At 74.5% G+C, this 16,439-nt stretch carries 13 protein-coding genes and 1 pseudogene; 7 read left to right on the top strand and 7 right to left on the bottom strand.

All coding sequences use genetic code 11. The features are described 5' to 3' along the window. Nucleotides 1–42 precede the first annotated feature (42 nt). Together ACZ6Y7_RS07790 and ACZ6Y7_RS07785 are read right to left on the bottom strand one after the other, a co-directional pair. Nucleotides 43–1,170 (bottom strand): sensor histidine kinase, encoded by a 1,128-nt coding sequence (locus tag ACZ6Y7_RS07790; protein WP_465756939.1) that lies wholly within the window; start codon nt 1,168–1,170, stop codon nt 43–45. A gap of 10 nt (nt 1,171–1,180) precedes the next feature. Then, a pseudogene (locus ACZ6Y7_RS07785) lies at nt 1,181–1,882 on the bottom strand (response regulator transcription factor); the annotation flags it as partial. Between the two features lie 218 nt (nt 1,883–2,100). On the opposite strand from ACZ6Y7_RS07785, the gene ACZ6Y7_RS07780 reads away from it, so the two are divergent. The 5 genes from ACZ6Y7_RS07780 (at nt 2,101) to qcrB (ending at nt 10,517) form a co-directional block, all read left to right on the top strand. Beyond that, nucleotides 2,101–3,207 carry an endonuclease/exonuclease/phosphatase family protein gene (locus ACZ6Y7_RS07780; protein ID WP_465756938.1) on the top strand — a complete coding sequence of 369 codons (1,107 nt, stop codon included), beginning with the start codon at nt 2,101–2,103 and terminating at the stop codon, nt 3,205–3,207. Between the two features lie 213 nt (nt 3,208–3,420). Beyond that, the gene (locus tag ACZ6Y7_RS07775) at nt 3,421–5,634 is read left to right on the top strand and encodes a protein kinase domain-containing protein (RefSeq protein ID WP_465756937.1); all 2,214 of its coding nucleotides are present in this window, start codon (nt 3,421–3,423) and stop codon (nt 5,632–5,634) included. 2 nt (nt 5,635–5,636) lie between these two features. Next, nucleotides 5,637–8,108 carry a protein kinase domain-containing protein gene (locus ACZ6Y7_RS07770; RefSeq protein ID WP_465756936.1) on the top strand — a complete coding sequence of 824 codons (2,472 nt, stop codon included), beginning with the start codon at nt 5,637–5,639 and terminating at the stop codon, nt 8,106–8,108. 170 nt (nt 8,109–8,278) lie between these two features. Further along, on the top strand, nt 8,279–8,698 hold the full coding sequence (locus ACZ6Y7_RS07765; RefSeq protein ID WP_465756935.1) for an SsgA family sporulation/cell division regulator: 420 nt from the start codon (nt 8,279–8,281) through the stop codon (nt 8,696–8,698). Between the two features lie 112 nt (nt 8,699–8,810). Then, entirely contained in the window at nt 8,811–10,517 is a 1,707-nt protein-coding gene (gene qcrB, locus ACZ6Y7_RS07760; RefSeq protein WP_465756934.1) for a cytochrome bc1 complex cytochrome b subunit, read from the top strand. Here the strand turns inward: qcrB and ctaF are convergent. From ctaF to ACZ6Y7_RS07745, 3 genes are all read right to left on the bottom strand, one after another. Continuing rightward, nucleotides 10,483–10,878 (bottom strand): aa3-type cytochrome oxidase subunit IV, encoded by a 396-nt coding sequence (ctaF, locus tag ACZ6Y7_RS07755; RefSeq protein WP_465756933.1) that lies wholly within the window; start codon nt 10,876–10,878, stop codon nt 10,483–10,485. The genes qcrB and ctaF overlap by 35 nt on opposite strands. Continuing rightward, nucleotides 10,875–12,578 (bottom strand): aa3-type cytochrome oxidase subunit I, encoded by a 1,704-nt coding sequence (gene ctaD / locus ACZ6Y7_RS07750; RefSeq protein ID WP_465756932.1) that lies wholly within the window; start codon nt 12,576–12,578, stop codon nt 10,875–10,877. Before ctaD ends, ctaF begins: the two co-directional genes overlap by 4 nt. Before the next feature lie 265 nt (nt 12,579–12,843). Then, entirely contained in the window at nt 12,844–13,485 is a 642-nt protein-coding gene (locus tag ACZ6Y7_RS07745) for an L-threonylcarbamoyladenylate synthase (protein WP_465756931.1), read from the bottom strand. 206 nt (nt 13,486–13,691) lie between these two features. Between ACZ6Y7_RS07745 and ACZ6Y7_RS07740 the strand changes: the two genes are divergently transcribed. Both ACZ6Y7_RS07740 and ACZ6Y7_RS07735 read left to right on the top strand, forming a co-directional pair. Then, on the top strand, nt 13,692–14,033 hold the full coding sequence (locus tag ACZ6Y7_RS07740) for a hypothetical protein (protein WP_465731006.1): 342 nt from the start codon (nt 13,692–13,694) through the stop codon (nt 14,031–14,033). A gap of 55 nt (nt 14,034–14,088) precedes the next feature. Further along, complete coding sequence (locus ACZ6Y7_RS07735) at nt 14,089–14,382, top strand: helix-turn-helix transcriptional regulator (RefSeq protein WP_465756930.1); 294 nt, start codon at nt 14,089–14,091, stop codon at nt 14,380–14,382. A gap of 85 nt (nt 14,383–14,467) precedes the next feature. On the opposite strand, the gene ACZ6Y7_RS07730 is transcribed toward ACZ6Y7_RS07735, so the two are convergent. Together ACZ6Y7_RS07730 and ACZ6Y7_RS07725 are read right to left on the bottom strand one after the other, a co-directional pair. Continuing rightward, nucleotides 14,468–14,623: a DUF6131 family protein gene (locus ACZ6Y7_RS07730; protein WP_465756929.1), complete on the bottom strand. Its 156-nt coding sequence runs from the start codon at nt 14,621–14,623 to the stop codon at nt 14,468–14,470. A gap of 139 nt (nt 14,624–14,762) precedes the next feature. Beyond that, a complete protein-coding gene (locus ACZ6Y7_RS07725; protein WP_465756928.1) occupies nt 14,763–16,286 on the bottom strand; it encodes a threonine/serine exporter family protein in 1,524 nt (507 codons plus the stop codon). Nucleotides 16,287–16,439: the final 153 nt, after the last annotated feature.

The raw sequence follows: 16,439 nt of genomic DNA, 5'->3' as shown, positions 1-16,439 counted from the left end.
ACCGGTCCGCGGACCCGGACCGGGCGGCCCGCGTCGGGGCCGTCAGGGCGCCGCGGGTGGGGCCGGCGCGGGCAGTTCCACGGTGACGCGCAGACCGCCCGCCGGGCGCGGGGCCAGGGTGAGGGTGCCGTCGTGGGCGCGGGTGATGGACGCGGCGATCGCCAGGCCGAGACCGACGCCGGGGTGCGCGGTGCGGGCGGCGGAGCCGGGGCCGGTGCCGGTGTGGCGGCGTTCGCTGCCGCGCTGGAAGGGCTCGGTGAGGGTCGCCACCAGCTCCGGCGCGAGCCGCTCGCCGGTGTTCTCGACGGTGAGCAGCGCGGCCCCGGGGCGCCGGACGGTGGTGACCCACACCGTGCCGCCGTCGGACAGGTTGTGGACGATCGCGTTGTGCAGGAGGTTGGTGGTCAGCTGCAGCAGGAGGGCGGGCGAGCCGGTGGTCGGGGCCGGGTCCCCCTCGGTCCGGACGGTGACGCCGTGCCGCTCCGCGAGGGGCAGCAGCGTTTCGGTGGCCTCCTCGGCGACCAGGGACAGGTCGACCGCCTCGGGGGTGAAGGAGCGCTGGTCGGCCCTGCTGAGCAGGAGCAGTGCCTCGGTGAGGTCGATCGCCCGGGTGTTGACGGCGTGGAGGCGGTCGAGGACCTCGCCGGTGTCGTGGTGCGGGTCGCTGCGGGCCACGTCGATCAGCGCCTTGGAGACGGCCAGCGGGGTGCGCAGCTCGTGCGAGGCGTTGGCCGCGAACCTCCGTTGTTCGGCGACGTGGGATTCGAGTCGCGCCAGCATCGTGTCGAAGGCGTCGGCGAGTTCGCGGAACTCGTCCTGGGGGCCGGACAGCCGGATCCGGTGGGAGAGCGATCCGGTCGAGGCGAGGCGGGTGGCGTCGGTGATCCGGGTCAGCGGGGCGAGCACCCGGCCGGCCAGCAGCCACCCGCCGACGAGGCCGAACAGCAGCAGGAACGCCAGCACCGCGGCCGCCCGCGGGGCGAAGACGCGAAGCAGGTTGGTCCGGACGGGAAAGACCCCGTGGGCGGGGGTGTCGGTGGCGCCGGAGACGAGGAACGCCTTGTCGGGGACGTAGCGCAGCAGGAAGACCCACACCGCGGCGAGCAGCAGGACCGCGGCGACCATCAGGAATCCCGCGTAGCTGAGGGTGAGTCTGAGCCGGACGCTCATCCCCCGTCGCCTAGCCACGCCCGGCCCCGTCCCCGTCCCGCCCTGGCTCCGGCGGCACGGCCGACCGCGCGTCGATGCGGTAGCCGACCCCCGGCACGGTGGTGATGATCCACGGTTCGCCGAGGCGTTTGCGCAGCGCCGACACGGTGATCCGCACGGCGTTGGTGAACGGGTCGGCGTTCTCGTCCCACGCGCGTTCCAGGAGCTCCTCGGCGCTGACCACACCGCCCTCGGCCGCGGCCAGGACCTCCAACACGGCGAACTGCTTCCTGGTCAGCGCGATGAAGCGGCCGTCCCGGTGGACCTCACGGCGGAACGGGTCCACCCGCAGCCCCGCGATCTCCCGGACGGGCGGCCTGCTGTGGGCGCGTCTGCGGTCCAGCGCGCGCAGTCTGAGCGCGAGTTCCCGCAGGTCGAACGGCTTGGTGAGGTAGTCGTCGGCGCCGAGGCCGAACCCGGAGGCCTTGTCGTCGAGGCGGTCGGCCGCGGTGAGCATGAGGATCGGCAGGCCGCTGCCGGAGGCGACGATGTGCCGGGCGATCTCGTCGCCGGAGGGCCCCGGGATGTCGCGGTCGAGGACGGCGATGTCGTACGCGTTGGTGCCCAGCAGCTCCAGGGCGGTGTGCCCGTCGCCCGCGATATCGGCCGCGATGGCCTCCAGGCGCAGGCCGTCGCGGATGGCCTCCGCCAGGAAGGGCTCGTCCTCGACGACGCGTTGGTGCCCAGCAGCTCCAGGGCGGTGTGCCCGTCGCCCGCGATATCGGCCGCGATGGCCTCCAGGCGCAGGCCGTCGCGGATGGCCTCCGCCAGGAAGGGCTCGTCCTCGACGATCAACACGCGCATGACCCCGATGCTACGAGCCGGGACCTATCGTCCGCGTATCGGAATCCGCATACGCCCCGGCAACACGGCGGCGCGTTGGGTGGCGGCATGGACCACACCACCGCGTCGCCGCCGACGGCGAACCGCCGGGAGCCCGACTCCGCCACCGTTCCCCCGGACAACGGCCCCGGCGAGGGCTGCCCCGGCCGCCTCGGCCGCTCCGGCCGCCTCCTGCGCGGCCTCTCCCGCCCGGGGCCGTGGAAGCGCGGCCCGCTCCTGACCGCCGCGGCCGTGCTCCTCGGCCTGGTCATGCTCCTGCACGCGCAGGTCCCGAACCGGCTCTGGCACCTGGGCAGCCTGGTGGAGAGCGCCCTGCCGTGGTTCGCGCTGCCCGTCCCGCTGCTGCTGGCCGGCGCGCTGTGGCGCCGCTCCGCCGCCGCGGTGGTCGCGCTGCTGCTGCCGGTGGCGGTGTGGCTGAACCTCTTCGGCGGGCTCCTCGTCGACAAGTCCCACCCCGGCGGCGACCTCACCCTGGCCGAGCAGAACGTCGACGCCGACAACCCCGACCCGGCCCGCACCGCCCGTGCCCTCGCCGCCTCCCACCCGGACCTGCTGGCCCTGGTGGAACTGACCCCGCAGTCCCGGGGCGCCTACGAGACCGAGCTGGCGACGGCGTACCCGTACCACGAGGTGCGGGGCACCGTCGGGCTCTGGAGCACCCTGCCGCTGACCGACACCCAGCCGATCGACATCATGAACTACGGCCCCCTGGCGAGCACCAGGCCGCCCGGGAGCAACGCCGGCGACAACCGGGCGCTGCGCACCACGGTGACGACGCCCCGGGGGCCGCTGTCGGTGTACGTCGCCCACCTCGGGTCCGTCCGGGTGTTCCCCGCGGCGGGCTTCTGGACGGCCTCGCGGGACATCGGCGCGCAGGCGCTCGGCCGGGCGCTCGCCGCCGACCGCGGCGAGCGGATCGTCCTGCTGGGCGACCTGAACGGCACCACGGACGACCGCGGGCTCGCCGCCCTCACCTCCCGGCTGCGCTCGGCCCAGGAGGCCGCCGGGGCCGGCTTCGGCTTCAGCTACCCGGCCGCGTTCCCGGTGGTGCGGATCGACCAGGTCCTGGTGCGCGGCCTGACGCCGGTCGGCTCCCGGGTCCTCCCCGACACCGGCAGCGACCACCTGCCGGTCGCGGCGGCCCTCGACTGGTGACGGCGCCCGGCCCCGGGGGCCGCAGCGCTCAGGGCGAGGGCGCGCCGACCGCCGTCCTGGCAGACCGATGTGCTGTGAGAGCTGACGCACTGACGTTCCGTCAGTCGACGAACCGCCCAGGAGGCGTCCCGCGCAGCACGGTTCGTCCGGTGATCCGCTGTCCTTCGCCCGCGCTTCCCCCTAGCCTTTGAAGGCTCGCAGAAGGGGGAGACGGTGGAGCGACTCGGATCCGCGGATCCGCAACGGGTGGGCCCGTACGCCCTGTTGGGCAGGCTGGGGGCCGGCGGGATGGGAGCGGTCTACCTGGGCCGCTCGGCCGGCGGGCGGACCGTCGCGGTCAAGGTGGTGCGTCCCGAGCTCGCCGGGGACCGGAGCTTCCGCGAGCGCTTCCGGCTGGAGGTCGACGCGGCCCGCCGGGTGTCGGGGGCGTTCACCGCCCCCGTCGTGGACGCCGACACCGACGCGGCCGTCGCCTGGATGGCCACCTCCTTCGTGGTCGGCGTGCCGCTCCAGCAGGCGGTGCGGCGGCACGGTCCGCTGCCCGAGGGGACGGTGCTCACCCTGGCCGCCGGGCTCGCCGAGGCGCTGCGCGACGTCCACCGCGCCGGGGTGATCCACCGCGACCTCAAGCCGGCCAACGTCCTGGTCGCGCTCGACGGTCCGCACGTCATCGACTTCGGCATCTCCCGGGCCGCCGACGGCACGGCGCTGACCACCACCGGGGCGGTGCTCGGTTCGGCCCCGTACATGTCCCCCGAGCAGGCGCTCGGCGAGCCGCTCACCCCGGCGAGCGACGTGTTCTCGCTCGGCTCGACGGTCGCCTACGCGGCGCTGGGCCGCCATCTGTACGGCGAGGGCGCCGCCGCGGCCGTGCTGTTCCGGGTGGTGAGCACCGAACCCGATCTCGGCGACCTGCCGCACGGCCTGCGGCACCTGGTGACGGCCTGTCTGGCGAGGAACCCCGCCCACCGGCCGACGCCCGGTCAACTCGTCGAGCTCGTCGAGCGGATCGGCCGGCCGCGGACCACGGACGGCTGGCTCCCGTCGGCCGTCGCCTCCGACGTGCTCGCGGTGCGCGGTCTCCTGACCGCGCTGCCCGAGCCGCCGGCGGCCGAGCCCCCGCCCGCGGGGCCCCCGCCCGTCGGCCCGCCACCCGCCGAGCCCCCGCACGTCGGGCCCCCGCCCGCCGAACCGACCACCGGCCCGCAGCGGTTCGGCCGCCGCAAGGTGCTGCTGGGCGTGGCCGGCGGCGTCCTCGCGGCGGCCGGCACCGGCACCGCCGTCACCCTCCTGCAGGACCGGGGCACCGGTACGACGGCGGGCGGCGCGGGGCTCGACCGCCCGGACGGCGACGACGTCCCCGAGGGCCTGCTCTCCTGGAAGGTGACCCTCCCCGAGCCCTGCCTGCAGACCTTCGCCCTGCCGGGGCAGGTCATCGGGGTGACCGGCAAGAAGGTCCTGGGGATCGACGGACAGGGCAAGACCGCCTGGACCTTCGAGGGCAGCACCAAGAACCTGACGTTCTCCCTCACCGCCTTCCCCGGCAACCTCGCCGCCACCGACGGCAACCGGCTGTACGTGGGCGCGCAGACCTGGACGGGCACGAATTCGACCAGCGCGCTGGCCGCCGTCGACCCCAAGGACGGCACGCCCGACTGGACGCTCACCGCGGACCGGGACGGGACCAGCCTGCTGCGGCTCGCCGGGATCCGGGGCGGACGGGCGTTCGCGATCGGCCTGGGCAACGGCAAGGGCGGCACGCTGAGCGGCCACGTCTGGGCGGTGGACCTCGCCTCCCGCGGCACCGCCTGGTTCCAGGGCCTCGACTGGATGCCGGTGTTCGCCGCGTGCCCCAGGGAGGGCGAGCACCTCCTCGTCGCGGGCATGAAGCAGCTCGCGGGGCTCGACGGCCAGGGCCGCGTGGTGTGGTCCCAGGACGGGACCCGGACGCTCGTCGGGACGGCGGGGCCGCTCGTCCTCACCGCCGAGCAGGACACCCTGTCGGCGGTGGACCCGGCGACCGGCAAGGCGGTCTGGACGGTCAAGGGCGTCGCCACGTACGGGACCGACTCGGCGCTCCCCGAGGACGGCCGCGTCGTCCGCTGCGTCCTCAAGGACGACGGCGGCGGCCTCTCCCTGGCCTCCCTGGACGCCCACACCGGCGGGACGCTCCAGCGGACCCCGCTGCCACGCGAGCGCGGGGAGCCGTTCGCCGTCCTGCGGGTCGCCGACGGCAACGTCTACCGGATGGGCGCGGACGCCGTGATCTGGGCCCTGGACCCGAAGACCGGGAAGCCGCGCTGGAAGTTCACCGGCCTGCGGGGCACCAACCTGGCCGGCCTCACCTGGTCGGCGGGCGGCGGCCGGGTCTGCGTCGCCGAGTCCGCCGCCAGCAGGATCGCCGTGCTCGCCGCGAACGGAGCCTGACCATGCGCCAACTCGAACCCTCCGACCCCCGTCGGATCGGCCCGTACGCCCTGCTCGGCCGCCTCGGCGCGGGCGGCATGGGCGTGGTGTACCTGGGCCGCTCGGCCGGCGGACGGACCGTCGCGGTCAAACTGGTGCGCCCCGACGTCGCCGAGGACCCGAACTTCCGGGCCCGCTTCCGGCACGAGGTGCGGGCGGCCCGGGCCGTCTCCTCGGCGTTCACCGCCCCGGTGGTGGACGCCGACCCGGACGGCCCGCTCCCCTGGCTGGCCACCGTCTTCGTGCCGAGCGTCGGGCTGCACGAGGCGGTCCGGCTGGTCGGGGCCTTCCCCGAGCACATCCTGCGGGTCCTGGCGGCCGGGATCGCCGAGGAACTGGTCGCCATCCACGCCGCCGGACTGACCCACCGCGACCTCAAGCCCAGCAACGTGCTGCTGGCGCTGGACGGCCCGCACATCATCGACTTCGGCATCGCCCGGGCCGCCGACGGCACCGTGCTGACCGCCAAGGGCGAACGCTTCGGCACGCCGTCCTTCATGTCCCCGGAGCACGCGCTCGACCGGCCGACCGGCCCGCCCAGCGACGTGTTCTCACTCGGCGCGACGCTGGTCCACGCGGCCTCCGGCGGCCACGGGCCGTTCGACGCGGGGCATCCGCTGGCCACCCTGCGCAGAGTGGCGCAGGAGGAGCCCGACCTGTCGGCGGTGCCCGCGGGCCTGCGCCTGCTGATCGCGGCGTGCCTGGCGAAGGAGCCGGCGGACCGGCCGACACCGCAGCAGATCATCGCTGCCGTGGCCGTGGGGGCCCGGCCGCCGGCCGCCGGCACCTGGCTGCACCCGGTGCTGATCACCGCGATCGAACAGGCGGCCGCCGTCCTCGCCCCCTCGGCGACCGCGTCCGTTCGGCGGCCACCGGCCCCGCCCGGCCAGCCGCCGTCCGATCCGCCGACCGGGCCCACCCAGCCCCTGCCCGCCCCGGCCCCCACCCTGCCGCTGCCCGCCCCGCCGGTGGAGGGCGCGACCCTGCGGCTCGCCCCCTCCCCGCCCGCGGACGACACGACCCTGCGCCTCGCCCCCGCCGGGCCGACGCCGACGAACCCGACAGCGGACCGCCCCAGCCGCCGCACGCTGCTGCTCGGCCTGGCCGGCGGCGCGGCGGCCCTGGCCGGCGGCGCCACGGCGGTCGTCCTCGGGCTGCGCGGCGACGACCCGAAGGGGCCGCAGGCCGCGCCGGCGAGCACCACGGGGGCACCGTCCCCGACCGCCTCGGCCCGTTCGCTCGCCACCGACACCGTCGCCACCCCGCTGTGGACCGCCCCGGTCACCGAGGCGCTGGTCCAGATCACCGGCTCCGGCAAGACCGTGATCGCCGTCGGCACGAACACGCTCTGGGCCTTCGACTTCTCCGGCCGTCCGCTCTGGGGGCCGGTGCCCAACCGCACCGGCGTGTACAGCTCGACGTTCCTCGGCGGCAACCCCGTGGCCGTCAGCGAGACCCTGGTGTTCTCGGCGGCGGTCGCCGACCAGTACGGACTCACCCGCGGCGTCCGCGTGCTCGACCTGGCCACCGGGAAGGAGGTCTGGGCCGTCAGCCAAACCAGCCAGGTGTTCCAGTACCTCTGGGTGCCCGGCATCCTGAACGGCGTCGTGTACGTCGTCGGCGGGTCCGTCTCCGTGCCGACCGACGTGCCGGCCCCGGCCTCGGGCACCCAGGCCGCCAGCGTCTGGGCCGTCGACCCGTCGACGCAGAAGGTCACCTGGGTGAGGACCTTCGAGGGGTCGGGGTGGTACCAGGGGAAGCTGCTGGTCCCCTCCTCCGGGAAGACCCTGCTGTGGGCCCGGGCCAACCCGGACCAGAGCGCGGCGAGCATCTCCGGCCTCGACACCACGGCCGGTGGCAGGACGCTCTGGGAGCTGCCCGCCCCCGGGGTGTCCGCCGGGGCGGGGATGACCTCGTCCTTCACCACCGCCCCCTGGTACGACGGCCCGCACTCCTCGGCCGGCGGCCGCTTCCTCTACCGGTCCGACCGGCTCTACGCCGTGGAGCCGGACAGCGGACAAGTCGCCTGGCGCTCCCCCGAGGACGGACTGGCCTACCAGACGACCGTGGCCTCCCCGGACGGCACCACCGTGTACGCCGCCGGGTCCTCCTTCGAGAACCTGAAGGCCGAGGCGGTGGTCCGCGCCCTCGACGCCGCCACCGGGGAACCCCGCTGGACGGGCCGCCTGCCCCTGGAGAGCGTCGCGGCGGCGGTGGCCCTCCACTGCGCCGACGGAAACGTCTACCTCTGGCTCAAGACCAAGGTGTATGCCCTGGACGCGGCCACCGGGGCGCCCAGGTGGACCTACCAGTTCGGCGGCAAGGCAGACGGCTCCGGACCGATCGCCTTCTGGGCGGGCGGCGGCATGCTCTTCGGCAACACCGATCAGGGCCTGGTCGCGATCGCCGCCGACGGCAAGGCCGCCCGGGCCTGACCCGGCCGCCCCTCGCGTCGACCACGCCGTCGAGCACGCCGTCGGGCGGATCCGGGGAAGTTGTGGAGGTTTCGCGGACGCGGACTGCACGCGGAGGCACCGGGTAGGCGGCGAACGAGGACGCCGGCCCGTACGGGGCAGGCGCGCCAGGACCTCTGGAGGGTCGCTCGATGCAGATGCCCGTACGCCCGATGCCCGTCACGTTCCCCCACAGCCCGCTGCCCGACGTCCCGATCGTCGCCGAGCTGCGGTTCGACCCGGAGCTGCCGTACGCGGCCTGCCTGGCGTTCCCGCTGACCCCGTGCGATTGCGTGTCCGGGGAGCCCCAGGTGTGCTGGTACTTCAGTCGCGAGCTGCTGAACGAGGGCCGGCACGCCCCCGCCGGCAACGGTGACGTCCAGGTGAGCCCCGGGCAGGACGGCGAAGTCCTGATCACCCTGCGGGGGCCCAGCGGCCAGGCCGTGCTCAGTGCCCCGGAGGACGAGGTCACCGCCTTCCTCGCGGACTCCTTCACGCTGGTGCCCGCCGGATCGGAGTCCGAGCACCTCGACGTCGACGCCGCGCTCACCCGGCTGCTCGCGGACGGCTGAGCGCGCGCCGCCGAACCGCCCGCTCCGCCAACGGGGTGATCTGCCGTCGCCGGCCCCGGCAACCGCGCTGCGCGACCGCCCGGCCCGGACCGGCGCGCACTAGGTTGCCTGCGTGGACGAAACCAAGGCTTCGGACGGGCGCGCGCCGTCCACCGGCGAACGCCTCGCGATCGGGCTGGACAAGCGGCTGCCGGTCATGGAGGCCGGCCGGGAGCTGCTCCGCAAGGTCTTCCCGGACCACTGGTCGTTCCTGCTGGGCGAACTCGCCCTGTACGCCTTCGTGGTGCTGCTGCTGACCGGCGTCTACCTGACCTTCTTCTTCGACCCGAGCATGCGCGAGGTCGTCTACGACGGCGCCTACCTGCCGTTGCGCGGGGTGCGGGTCTCCGAGGCGTACGCGTCGACGCTGCACCTCAGCTTCGAGGTGCGCGGCGGGCTGCTGATCCGTCAGATCCACCACTGGTCGGCGCTGTTGTTCGCCTCGGCGATCGGCCTGCACCTGCTGCGGGTGTTCTTCACCGGGGCCTTCCGCCGACCGCGCGAGCTCAACTGGGTGATCGGGGTGACGCTGTTCAACCTCGCGCTGCTCGAAGGGTTCTCCGGCTACTCGCTGCCGGACGACACCCTCTCGGGCACCGGCCTGCGGATCGCCGAGGGCGTCCTGCTCTCGGTGCCGCTGGTCGGCAGCTACCTGACCTTCTTCGCCTTCGGCGGCCAGTTCCCCGGCGAGGCGATCATCCCGCGCCTGTTCACCGTGCACGTCCTGCTGGTGCCCGGCCTGCTGCTGGCCCTGGTCGGGGCACACCTGACCCTGGTGGTGGTGCTGAAGCACACCCACTGGGCCGCGCCCGGCCGCACCAATCGGAACGTCGTCGGGATGCCCTTCTTCCCGCAGTTCCTCACCCGTACGGTGGGCCTGACCTTCGCGGTGGCCGGGGTGATGGCGGTGTCGGCCTTCCTCGCCGAGGTCAACCCGATCTGGCGCTACTCCTCCTACCGGCCTGACGTGGCCGCGGTCGGCGCCCAGCCGGACTGGTACATCGGGTTCATCGAGGGCGCCCTGCGGCTGATGCCCGCCGCCGAGACCGGCCTGCTGGGGCACACGGTGTCCTGGAACGTCTTCCTGCCGGCCCTGGTGGTGCCCGGGCTGCTGTTCGCGGTGCTCTACGCCTACCCCTTCGCCGAGCGGTGGCTCGACCCGGAGCCGGGCGAGCACCACCTGTGCGACCGCCCGCGCAACAAGCCCACCCGCACCGGGCTGGGCGTGGCCGGGATCACCGCTTACGCGGTGCTGCTGATCGCCGGCGGCAACGACGTGATCGCGTACGTCTTCGGCGTCTCCGTCAACGCGCTCACCGTCGTCCTGCGGATCGCCCTGATCGTGCTGCCGCCGCTGGCGTTCCTGCTCACCCGCCGGCTCTGCCTCGCGCTGCAGGCCAGGGACCGCGACCGGCTGCTGAAGGGCGACGAGACCGGGCGGATCGACCAGTCCCCCGACGGCGGTTTCACCGGGCACCGCCGCCCGGTGCCGGCGGACGAGCGGTACGTGCTGCTGGCCCGGTCCGCGCCGGACCCGCTCCCGGCCCCGGACGGCGCGCCGCGGCACCAGCGGGTGCAGGCCGCGGCCAGCTCCTGGTTCTACCGCGACCGGGTCGAACTGCCCGCCACCGAAGGGGAGTCGGCGCGCATCACGGGCGTCCTGACGGCCCCCGCCCACCCGGCGGCCCCGCCGGAGCCGATCGCGCCCGCCCGCCCCGGCCCGGTGCGCCGCCTCCTCGGCGGGCTCATCCGCCGTCGTCGTCGCGGTACTGGAAGATGAAGCCGCAGACCGCGTAGACCAGCACCAGGGCGCCCGTGACGACCAGCCACCGGGCGAAGACCAGGCCGAGGGCGAACACCGCCACGCCGACGGCCGTCAGCACCGGGTAGCCGCTGCGGGGCGGGAAGAACCCCACCGGGCCCCCGCCCTCGACGATCTCGGCGCCCTTGCGGTCCTCCGGCCGTCCGCCGCCCCGCCGCTGGTGCTGGAGGAACCAGAACAGCGCGATCAGCCCGGACATCAGGAACGCCACCGTCAGGATGGCCTTGCCGGCCGGCTCCTGCGCCCAGAAGCCGTAGATCAGTCCGGTCACCGCGAAGAACCCCGTCATGACGGCGAACAGCCGGGCCTCCGTCTTCATCGCCCGCTCCCCTGCTCGCCGCTCCGGCCGGCGGTGTGTTCGGAGGCCGCGTCCGAGCCCTGTTCCGGCGGCACCTCCGGATGGTGCAGGTCGAAGGCCGGGGACTCGGAGCGGATCCGGGGCAGGGCGTGGAAGTTGTGGTGCGGCGGCGGGCAGGAGGTGGCCCACTCCAGCGACCGGCCCCAGCCCCACGGGTCGTCCTCGGTCACCCGGGTGCCGTGCCGGGTGGTGGTCCAGACGTTGTAGAAGAAGGGCAGGTTGGAGACCCCGAGCAGGAAGGACCCGATCGAGGCGCACACGTTGAGCGCCGTGAACCCGTCCACCGGCAGATAGGTCGCGTAGCGGCGCGGCATGCCCTGGGCGCCCAGCCAGTGCATCACCAGGAAGGTGGTCTGGAACCCGACGAACAGGATCCAGAAGTGCACCTTCCCGAGCCGCTCGTCGAGCATCTTGCCGGTCAGCTTGGGCCACCAGAAGTAGAAGCCGCCGAAGGTGGCGAACACGACGGTGCCGAACAGCACGTAGTGCAGGTGGGCCACCACGAAGTAGCTGTCGGTGACGTGGAAGTCGATCGGCGGCGCGGCCAGCAGCACCCCGCTCAGCCCGCCGAAGAGGAAGGTCACCATGAAGCCGATCGACCACAGCATCGGCGTCTCGAGGGACAACGAGCCGTTCCACATCGTCCCGACCCAGTTGAAGAACTTCACCCCGGTGGGGACGGCGATCAGGAACGACATCATCGAGAAGAAGGGCAGCAGCACCTGGCCGGTGACGAACATGTGGTGCGCCCACACCGTCATGGACAGGGCGGTGATGGAGATCGTCGCGCCGATCATGCCGTAGTAGCCGAACACCGGTTTGCGGCTGAACACCGGGATGATCTCGGTGACGATGCCGAAGAACGGGATCGCGACGATGTAGACCTCGGGGTGGCCGAAGAACCAGAAGAGGTGCTGCCAGAGGATGGCCCCGCCGTTGGCCGCGTCGAAGGCGTGCGCGCCGAACTTCCGGTCGGCTTCCAGGCAGAGCAGCGCGGCCGTCAGCACCGGGAAGGCCAACAGCACCATGATCGAGGTGAACAGCACGTTCCAGGTGAAGATCGGCATCCGGAACAGCGTCATGCCCGGCGCCCGCAGGCAGGTGATGGTGGTGATGAAGTTGACCGAGCCCAGGATCGTGCCGAGGCCGGCCACCACCAGGCCGAAGGCCCACAGGTCGCCGCCCTGCCCCGGTGAGAACGCCGGCCCGTTCAGCGGCGCGTAGGCGAACCAGCCGAAGGCGGGCGCTCCCTGGGAGGTGAGGAAGCCGCCCAGCACCATGAGACCCCCGAGCAGGAACGCCCAGTAGGTGAAGGCGTTCAGGCGGGGGAAGGCGACGTCCGGCGCGCCGATCTGCAGCGGCATGATCGCGTTGGCGAACCCGGCGAAGGTGGGGGTGGCGAACAGCAGCAGCATGATCGTGCCGTGCATGGTGAACATCTGGTTGTACTGCTGGTTCGACAGGAACCCCGTGTCGGGCCCGAGCAGTTGACCGCGCATCAGCAGCGCCAGCACCCCGCCGACCAGGAAGAAGCCGAACGCGGTCGCCAGGTAGAGGTTCCCGATCACCTTGTGGTCGGTGGTGAACAGCCAGCGCAGCAGGGTGCTGCCCTGGCGCACCCGGGCCCGGGTACGACGCGACGCGGTGGACGTGGCGCTCATGGAACCTCCGCAGCGGAGCCGATGACGCCCCCGGGTGGCACCGCCGACACCCCCGGCCGCGGCGAGGGGCCCGCCCCGGCGCGCCATGGCCGACCCTAGGCCCTGGCCGGCGGATCTCGTCGGATCGGCGCGCGGCTCCCCCGCCCTTCGGCTGGGGGAGCCGCGCGCCCGGCACGATCCGCCGGCCAGGGCCTGGCTGCGGGTGTACCGCCGGGGCGCCACGCGGTGCGGCGCCCCGGCCGGGCCGGCGGCCGTGCGTCGGGGCTCAGCGCTCCCGCAGGTCCGGGACGACCTCGCGCAGCTTCTCGACCTCGATCGCGCCGGCCCGCAGCAGCAGCGGCACGTCCCCGGTGATGTCCACGATCGAGGAGCCCACGGCCGCCTCGGTCCGGCCGCCGTCGAGGTAGACCGCCACCGAGTCGCCCAGCATGCCCTGGGCGGCGTCGCAGTCCTGCGGGGAGTCGTGGCCGGTCAGGTTGGCGCTGGAGACCGCCAACGGACCGGTGGCGTTGAGCAGTTCGATGGCGACCGGGTGCGCGGGCATCCGCACCGCGACCGTCCCGTTGGTCTCGCCGAGGTCCAGCTCGACCGACGGCAGGTGCCGGGCGACCACCGTCAGCCCGCCCGGCCAGAAGGCGGCCACCAGGGCCCGCGCACGATCCGTCACCTCGACCAGGCCGTCGAGACCCTCCGGGGATCCGACCAGAACGGGCGAGGGCATGTTCCGCCCGCGGCCCTTGGCCGCCAGCAACCGGGCCACCGCCTCCGGCACGAAGGCGTCCGCGCCCACGCCGTACACGGTGTCCGTGGGCAGCACGACGAGTTCGCCACGGCGCACCGCGGCCACGGCCTCGCGCAGCCCGGCTGCGCGCTCCGACGGGTCCGAGCAGTCAAAACGACGAGTCATCAGGGGTCTCCACCAGCGGGCCGCCGGCCCGCACCGATCATCCGGCCCGGCCACCTCACCGGCCGGGCACGACCCGGTCAGACTACCGGGCGCGCCCCCGCTCCCCCGGCGGGCCCTCCCCCGCCCGGGTGGAACCCGCCGCCGCCGGGCCGCGCCGGGGCGGCCACCCCGGGGCCGGGCGGCCCGCCCGCACATAGGTTGCGGGCATGACCAGTGACGAGACGATCCCGGCCGTGGGAGTGCGCCCGCTGGACGAGGTGTTCGCCGCGATCGACACGGCCAACCGGCGCCCCCGGCCGTGGACCGGCTTCGAACACGGCGTCCTGGGCGCCTACCGCTGGGCCGCCGGAGCCCAGGTCGCGGCGCCGGTCACCGCGACCGCCGCGGTCGGCGCCGCCGAACCGTGCCGGGCGCAGCTGCTGGCGGAGTGCCAGGCCGCCGCCGTCCGGCTGCGCCGGGCCCTGACCCAGGGGACGGAGCACGCCTACGTGCTCGGCGCCCACCAGGCGCTGGCCTGGCTCTGCGGGCTGCACGAGGAATGCCCCTGAAGGGGGCCGACGGGCGCGGTTCCGGCGGGCACCCCGCCGACCCTATCCTTGAGCCGTGGAAACCGGCCCGGCCAGGGCGCGGCAGTGGACCTTCCTGACGAACCACGCCCGCGTCCTCGTCCAGATCGCGCGCGACCCCGGCATCCGGGTCCGTGACATCGCCGCCCAGTGCCTGCTCACCGAGCGCGCCGTGCAGCGGATCATCGTGGACCTCGAGGAGGAGGGCTACCTCACGCACGAGCGGCGCGGCCGTACCAACCACTACAGCGTGATGGACGGCAAGCAGCTGCGGCACCCGGCCGATGCCGGGCCGACCATCGCCGAGCTGCTCGCCGCCCTGCTGCGCTGAGGGCCGGCCGGCCGCGGGTGGGGTCGCGCGGGACGGATCCGGTCACAGCGGAACGGATCCGGTCACATCAGACGGATCAGACGGATCAGTAGTAGTGGCGGCGTCCGCCGACGGCGTGGCCGAGGGCGCCCGCGACCCACAGGATCAGACCGATGACCAGCAGCACGATGCCGATGGTCCACAGGATCGAGATGCCCGTGACGAAGCCGATGATGAGCAGGATGACACCGAGGACGATCACGGCAGCCTCCCAGGAGTGACGAAAGGGGCGGGCGTCGAGCGGGGCGGCCTCGGAGCCGCCCTTCTCCGCCCGTTCAGCCTCGCGTCTACCGCGACGGCGGCCGGGCAAACCGAGCGAGCGCCGCCGGTTCGGGGAACCGTCACCGTCGGTGTCGGCCGCCCGGCCGGCGGGTCGGCGGGGCCGCGGGCGGACCGGGCAGGAAGAGCCGGGCCAGCTCGCGGCCCAGGCTCACGCCGACGGCGAGGGCCATCGCCATCGCGGCGGCGCGCCCGATGCCGCTCAGCCCGGCCTCGGGCCGGCCCCGGACGAAGGCGAGCATCCCGAAGTACAGCACCGACCCGGGCAGCAGCGGCCCCAGCGCCGCCGTGACGTGCGGCAGCACCGGGCCGCCCCGGTAGCGCGCCATGAACTGGCCGGAGAGCCCCACCAGCCCGGCGGCGAGTCCGGTGGCCAGGATCGGCTCGACACCGGCGTTGGCCAGCACCCCGTACGTCGTCCAGCCGGCCGCGCTGTTCAGCAGGACCGCGGGCAGCGTGGCCGGCTCGGTGTTCAGCAGGACCGCGAAGGTCAGCGTCAGCAGCACCGCCGCCACGAGCTGGAGCGGCGGGTTCACCGCCACCGGCGGGACGTCCTGGGCGGCCAGGTCCGCGCCGTTGTTGACGCCCACGTACAGCACCGTCATCACCCCGATCACCACGCCCGCCATCAGGTAGAGCGCTTCCAACAGCCGCGCCGCGGCGGTGAGGTAGAAGCCCGCCAGGCCGTCCTGGGCCGCCGCCACCATCGGCCAGCCCGGCAGCAGCGCGAACAGCCCTCCGGTGATCACGACCGAGCCGCGCAGGTGCAAGCCGTTGAACGAGAGCAGGATGCCGATCACCGCGGCCGGCGTCGCGGCCACCGCGAAGCGGTAGAAGGGCGGCAGGTCGTGCCGCGCCACCAGGGCGGACAGCCGCTCGCCCGCCAGGGCCGCGACGCCGGCGCTGGCGAACACCAGCCAGGCCCGAGCATCGGTCCGGCCGCCCACCAGCAGGGTCGCGAGCCCGGCCAGCAGCCCGCAGCACAGCAGGACCAGCCAGCCCGGGTAGCGGCGGCCGCCGCGGTGCACGGCCGTCAGCCGCGCATGGGCGTCGTGGACCGTGACGCCCCCGGCCGCGATCGCGGTGACCAGCCGGAACACGGCGGCCAGCCGGGCGTAGTCCCCGGCGGGGCGGCGCACCCAGCACTCGGACGTCAGCGGCGGCTCGGGCGGGCCCGGCTGGTAGGAGATCGCCACCCGGGTGAAGGTGACCTGGGGGTCGCACGGGTGGACCCGGTAGGCCCGGGCGACGGCGAGCATGGCCGCCTCGACGTCCTCGGCCGCCTCGCCACTGGCCAGCAGCAGCTCCCCCACCAGCAGGGCGAGGTCCAGGACCGGGCCCGGCTCGGCGGCGCCGGCCGGATCCGCACCGGGCGCCTCCGGCGCGGGGCGGCGATCGGCCGTCGGGGTGCGCAGCAGGGGCAGCATCCGGTCGGGCCAGGGTCCGGCGGGATCGGGGTGCCCGGGGCCCGCGGGGACGGGCCCGGCATCGCCCGCGGGCGGGGGCAGCTGCGGCGGCACCCGGCCGGACCGCACCGGAGGCCCTTCCGAACCGGCACGCGTGCCGAGCGGATCCTGTTCCGACATCGTGACTCCCTGGACCACCCCCCTTCGGGCACAAGCTGCGACTGATCCACTACCCGACGTGACGAAGCGGCGAACACGCCGACCCCGGACACGCGCTCCCCGGGGAGCGCGGCGGGGCGTACACGCCCCATCGCGGCCGGGGCCCCGCCAGGT

This window comes from Kitasatospora sp. NPDC053308 (assembly GCF_055585785.1).
Note: the sequence above shows the minus strand (reverse complement) of the source record. Positions and strands in the feature narration are given on the sequence as shown.

Coding starts and splice junctions, on each gene's coding strand:
- ACZ6Y7_RS07790 (WP_465756939.1), bottom strand. CDS start 1,170: ATGAGCGTCCGGCTCAGACTCACCCTCAGCTACGCGGGATTCCTGATG.
- ACZ6Y7_RS07780 (WP_465756938.1), top strand. CDS start 2,101: ATGGACCACACCACCGCGTCGCCGCCGACGGCGAACCGCCGGGAGCCC.
- ACZ6Y7_RS07770 (WP_465756936.1), top strand. CDS start 5,637: ATGCGCCAACTCGAACCCTCCGACCCCCGTCGGATCGGCCCGTACGCC.
- ACZ6Y7_RS07765 (WP_465756935.1), top strand. CDS start 8,279: ATGCAGATGCCCGTACGCCCGATGCCCGTCACGTTCCCCCACAGCCCG.
- ctaF (WP_465756933.1), bottom strand. CDS start 10,878: ATGAAGACGGAGGCCCGGCTGTTCGCCGTCATGACGGGGTTCTTCGCG.
- ctaD (WP_465756932.1), bottom strand. CDS start 12,578: ATGAGCGCCACGTCCACCGCGTCGCGTCGTACCCGGGCCCGGGTGCGC.
- ACZ6Y7_RS07745 (WP_465756931.1), bottom strand. CDS start 13,485: ATGACTCGTCGTTTTGACTGCTCGGACCCGTCGGAGCGCGCAGCCGGG.
- ACZ6Y7_RS07740 (WP_465731006.1), top strand. CDS start 13,692: ATGACCAGTGACGAGACGATCCCGGCCGTGGGAGTGCGCCCGCTGGAC.
- ACZ6Y7_RS07725 (WP_465756928.1), bottom strand. CDS start 16,286: ATGTCGGAACAGGATCCGCTCGGCACGCGTGCCGGTTCGGAAGGGCCT.